General features: G+C 46.1%; 5 protein-coding genes. All 5 read left to right on the forward strand.

Translation table 11 applies throughout. The features are described 5' to 3' along the window. Positions 1–69 precede the first annotated feature (69 nt). Positions 70–1,431, forward strand: a complete 1,362-nt coding sequence (locus HWQ41_RS21365; protein ID WP_292767195.1) for a hypothetical protein — start codon at positions 70–72, stop codon at positions 1,429–1,431. 332 nt (positions 1,432–1,763) lie between these two features. Continuing rightward, complete coding sequence (locus HWQ41_RS21370) at positions 1,764–2,519, forward strand: PspA/IM30 family protein (RefSeq protein WP_292767197.1); 756 nt, start codon at positions 1,764–1,766, stop codon at positions 2,517–2,519. A 162-nt stretch (positions 2,520–2,681) separates the two neighbouring features. Next, on the forward strand, positions 2,682–3,464 hold the full coding sequence (locus HWQ41_RS21375) for a PspA/IM30 family protein (RefSeq protein WP_292767199.1): 783 nt from the start codon (positions 2,682–2,684) through the stop codon (positions 3,462–3,464). A gap of 126 nt (positions 3,465–3,590) precedes the next feature. Further along, positions 3,591–3,926 (forward strand): co-chaperone YbbN, encoded by a 336-nt coding sequence (locus tag HWQ41_RS21380; RefSeq protein ID WP_292767201.1) that lies wholly within the window; start codon positions 3,591–3,593, stop codon positions 3,924–3,926. Between the two features lie 117 nt (positions 3,927–4,043). Then, the coding region (locus HWQ41_RS21385) for an aminotransferase class I/II-fold pyridoxal phosphate-dependent enzyme (RefSeq protein ID WP_292767204.1) at positions 4,044–4,714 on the forward strand (671 nt) is incomplete at its 3' end.

The raw sequence follows: 4,714 nt of genomic DNA on the forward strand, positions 1-4,714 counted from the left end.
TTTCCGTTACTATTGTCACAAATATATCTAAAGTTAATTCCAGCAGTCTATGTTTGAGGCACAGAGGCAATGACTCAAAATCCCCTGAACGATTCCGGTACTCAATCGTCTAAAACACCTGGGTTGAAACCAGCACTAGCAGTAGCACTAGCGAGTTTAGAGGTACCCCTAGATCAAGAGTTAGCTCGATACCGACGCACGCGAACTGGTTTGGTGTCATCGAAGCAGCCCCGTGTTACAAGTTACATAAGCAGTCAACCCCAGCCTTTGACTGCCATTCGGACAACATCGGGCACAACTCAGTCATCAGTAACAGAAATTAAAACCAACGTGCCGCCTGCATCTGTACCCGTGAATCATCAGGGAACCTCAGCGCCAGCTACGGCAAAAATTGACGTAGCATCCGCATCTGTAGCTGTGAATCCTGAGATGAACCCAACGCCAGCTACGGCAAAGACCGAGGAACTGAATCATCTTAATGTGACCTCCATCTCCGATTCTGCTAAAACACAAACTAAACTTCCACCACCCCCGCCCAACTTTACTAGCAGCATCGTGCCAGTAGTCGTTAAAGATACTAAGAGCGAAAATCTCTTGCAGTCAGATCACACCCCTAAGCACCCAGATGACTATTTGGAATCTAGTGAAGCACTGCTGCGAAGTCTGACAGAAGAACAACCAGAAACCAAGAAGCCAAGCAATTATAACGACAGTCTGCTATCACCTTTGGGTATCGGCTCCATGTTGCTGCTATTGGTGGCGAGTCTTACCTTGGGTTATGTAGTGTTCAATCCCAAAAGCTTGTCACAATGGGATTTCGGCAAGTTGTTTAACGGCAACTCATCTCCCGCACCAGAAAATACTGAGGAAGTTGGGAGTAATATCCAACCTCAGATCCAGCCACCAAGCACATCTATACCCAAGTATCCCAATCTAGCTGCCCAAGAGTTTCCTGAGGTGAGAGACCCCAATGATGTAGTTGGTTTACAACCCAAAGTCCAACCAACCCTCGCAGTAGTGCCTAATCCAGTCGTTCCCCAAAAAAGAGCAAATCCTCAAGTGGCATTGCCTGTCCCCAACACAGCCCTAAAACCGACAAATCCGATCGCCTTAGCACCAGTACCGACGGTACAGCCGTTGCCTCTCCTGAGTTTGCCTCCCACTTCACCAGCAAAAACCTCACCCAAACCAATCGCAACCTCACCAAAGCCGAATGCAGAAATCAAACTAGGAACAGATGGGTTCTATCATATAGTGATAGACAATAAAGGCGCGGCTTTTGCCTCAGCACGGCAAGTAGTTCCCGATGCTTATTTATCACCCAACAAAGAATTGATTTATCTGGGTGCTTTTAAGACTAAAGAGCAAGTAAAACAACAGATGCAACTGTTACAGGCAAAGGGAATTAAGGCACGGGTTCAGCAGCCATGAGTTGCAAAAATCTACGATACCATGAGATAACAGTCACACAATTTGGGATTTTAGATTTTAGATTTTAGATTGAAAAGAGCAATTAAGTCACTGGCTTATGATTTAATTTTAGATTTGGGATTTTAGATTTGTTTCACGTAGCTTGCTTCTCGCGGAGCGAGTATAAATTCAGGGGCTTACAACCCTTTTTAAATTTTGGATTTTGAATCTTCAATTCCATTATCCAAAATTTAAAATCTAAAATTCGGTGATTACTCAGCATTCAGCACGGGCTAAACGCCCCGCTACCGCTAACAGCACTCATTACTGAGTTTCGTGAATGGAGAGCCGACATGGAATTAATCAAGCGTATCCTGCGGGTGATTCGCGCTAACTTCAATAGTTTGATCGGCAGTGCAGAAGATCCAGAAAAGATTCTGGAGCAAACTGTTCTGGAGATGCAGGAAAATCTGGTGCGGTTGCGGCAGGGTGTAGCACAAGCGATCGCAACCCAGAAACGCACCGAACGACAGGCTCAGGCGGCTCAGTCTCAAACAGAAGAATGGTATCGCCGCGCCCAATTGGCGCTGCAACAAGGCAACGAACCTCTAGCACGCGAAGCTTTGACTAAGCGCCAAGCCTATAAAGAAACCACTACAGCCCTCTTTTCTCAGATAGAGCAGCAAAACGAGATAGTAGCTAGGCTAAAAAAGGATATGCGATCGCTAGAGTTAAAAATTGGCGAGGCGAAAACTAAAAAAGATATGTATATTGCTCGCGCCCGTTCTGCCGAAGCGTCTTATCGCCTCCAGGAAATGCTCGGCGGAGTTTCTGCTACCAGCAGTCTGAGTGCCTTTGAGCGGATGGAAGAAAAAGTTTTACAGATAGAAGCTAAATCAGAAGCGATCGCTCAACTCAGTAGCGACGATTTGGAAACACAATTTACTTCTTTGGAATCTACTAATGATGTGGATGCCGAATTGGCAGCGATGAAGGTGCAGGTTTTAAACCAGACAGAAAACACACAGCACAACAGTGTACTCACTCAGGAGAACCAGAACACAGCGCCGCCTCCCCAACAGCAGTTACCCAAAACTCAGGACTCTTGAAGTTCGGCTAATTACCCCAGTTTGGAGATATCTTAAAAATTAAGAGTTGTTAGAAGGTACTGATTCAAACCAGAAAGATTACATTGAAATAGGTAGCTATTAAAAAGTAAAAAAGCTAACTGTCCAACAAAAAGCGTAAACCACACAAGGAAAAACAAAGTTATGGGATTATTCGATCGTATTAAGCGAGTAGTTAGTTCTAACCTCAACGACCTGGTTAACAAAGCCGAAGACCCCGAAAAAATGCTAGAGCAAGCCATCCTGGAAATGCAGGAAGACTTGGTACAGCTGCGTCAGGGAGTAGCCCAGACGATCGCCGCCCAAAAACGCAGTGAGAAACAGTACAATGATGCCCAAAATGAAATCAATAAGTGGCAACGCAATGCCCAACTGGCGCTGCAAAAAGGTGATGAGAACCTAGCACGACAAGCTCTAGAGCGCAAGAAGACTTATACTGATACCAGCGCCGCCCTCAAAGGTAGTTTAGATACACAAAGCACTCAAGTTGAAACCCTCAAGCGCAACTTAATCCAGCTGGAAAGCAAGATTTCTGAAGCTAAGACCAAGAAAGAAATGCTCAAAGCTAGAATCACCACTGCCAAAGCCCAAGAGCAACTCCAAGGCATGGTGAGTGGGATGAATACCAGCAGTGCAATGTCTGCCTTCGAGCGGATGGAAGAAAAAGTCTTAATCCAAGAATCCCGCGCCCAGGCACTAGGAGAGTTAGCCGGTGCAGATTTAGAAACCCAATTTGCCCAGTTAGAAGGTGGTAGCGATGTTGATGATGAATTGGCAGCTTTGAAAGCGCAAATGTTACCACCCGCTACTCCCCAAAATCAACCCCAACTGCCACCGCAACAACAAACCACTGCCCCTAATCCTAAGTCTAACGAGGTAGTTGATGCCGAGTTGGATTCCCTACGCAAGCAATTGGATCAACTGTAAAATTGGCAGAAAACTTATTTGAGCCAGTCCCACGCCAGTTGGCTGTGGGATTTTACGTCATTAGTCAATACTTTGGGATAAAGTATTGTGTGTGCCAAGTTTGATCGCCACCTGATGGAGACTGCAATGAGTAAGGCTGTAATCACCATAACTGATGCTGAGTTTGAAACCGAAGTGTTAAAAGCCGAGCAGCCTGTATTAGTTTACTTTTGGGCTGACTGGTGTGGGCCGTGTCAATTGATGTCGCCCGCGATTAACTCTGCTGCCAGCGAATATAGCGATCGCCTCAAAGTCGTTAAAATGGAAATTGACCCCAATCCACTCACTGTTAAGCAGTACCAAGTGGAAGGTGTACCCGCCCTCAGACTATTTCAAGGCAAGGAAGTTTTGATATCCACTGAGGGAGTCATCGGCAAAGATAAATTACTCGCTCTCCTAGATACGCACTTAAATAGTAATTAGTCATTAGTCATTAGTCATTAGTCATTTGCAAATGACTAATGACTAATGACAAAGAGAGAAGTCTGAGTGGAGGCTTCCGACCATCAGAACTTCGCAGACAAAGAACAAATGACTAATATGCAATTTGCAAAGCGTTTACAACCCCTGCAATCTAATGTCTTTGCTGATATGGACAGAGCCAAAGCAGTCGCTTTGGCCGCTGGACGAGAGGTAATTGATTTGTCGTTGGGGTCTTCTGATTTACCAGCCGAGGCACATGTCATTGAGGCGATCGCCCAGTCTCTCCACGATCGCAGTACCCACGGCTATCTGTTGTTTAACGGTACTCAAGGATTTCGCGAAGCCGCAGCCAACTGGTACGAACAAAAATTTGGCATCAAAGTCGATCCCCAAACTGAGGTACTACCTCTGATTGGTTCTCAAGAAGGTACAGCCCATTTACCCCTAGCATTGCTCAATCCAGGAGATTTTGCCCTGTTGCTCGATCCAGGTTATCCCTCCCACGCCGGGGGAGTCTACCTAGCCAGTGGTCAAATCTACCCGATGCCACTACGGGCAGAAAACGGTTTCTTACCAGTGTTTGCTGATATTCCCGCCCCAGTCTTGGCCCAGTCGCGGATGATGGTATTAAGCTATCCTCATAATCCCACAGCGGCGATCGCACCTTTATCTTTCTTCCAAGAAGCTGTAGCCTTCTGTCAACAACATAATCTCGCCCTAGTTCACGATTTCCCCTACGTAGATTTGATATTTGGGGAGAGTGGGGAGTGGGGGAAAGGGAGTAGGGA

Origin of the sequence: Nostoc sp. NOS(2021), from assembly GCF_017115025.1 — a bacterium.
Taxonomy (GTDB): Bacteria; Cyanobacteriota; Cyanobacteriia; order Cyanobacteriales; family Nostocaceae; genus Nostoc.